Source organism: Halomonas sp. SIMBA_159, from assembly GCF_046536035.1.
Lineage (GTDB): Bacteria > Pseudomonadota > Gammaproteobacteria > Pseudomonadales > Halomonadaceae > Vreelandella > Vreelandella venusta_A.
In genome coordinates this window covers 1-394 of record NZ_JAWJBT010000138.1, presented here as the reverse complement: position 1 = coordinate 394, position 394 = coordinate 1, and the positions used below count along the sequence as shown (strand labels likewise).

Below are 394 nucleotides of genomic sequence, written 5' to 3'. Positions count from 1 at the left end.
AATGTAAACGAGATACCTTGATCAACATGAGTTTGAATAGTTGAAATTAAATCAATAACCTTAAACATATCCATATCATAAGCTTCTTTATATAAGAACCAATTGTTCGGAGACAGTCCAGGCATAGGATAATAAGTCTTACTGTTTCCGTAGGTTCTTTCCTCAATTCTTTCCATGATAGGCATTACGCCTGCGGTAGATGACTGTACATATGAAATGCTTCCAGTAGGTGCTACGGCTTGTCTGTAACTATGATAAAGTCCATATTTCTGTACATCACTCTTTAATTGCTTCCAATCTTCAATCGAAGGAATATGCTGATCTTTGAAAAGTTTCGCTACCTTATCAAGCATCGGTGAATAATCAATACTTAAATACTTATCAAAAAAGCTTC

At 34.8% G+C, this 394-nt stretch carries 1 protein-coding gene; it reads right to left on the bottom strand.

Annotation, left to right across the window (positions count from 1 at the left end):
- On the bottom strand, window positions 1–394 hold a 394-nt coding region (locus R0J87_RS18710), incomplete at both ends, for a ribonucleotide reductase barrel domain-containing protein (RefSeq protein ID WP_498888081.1).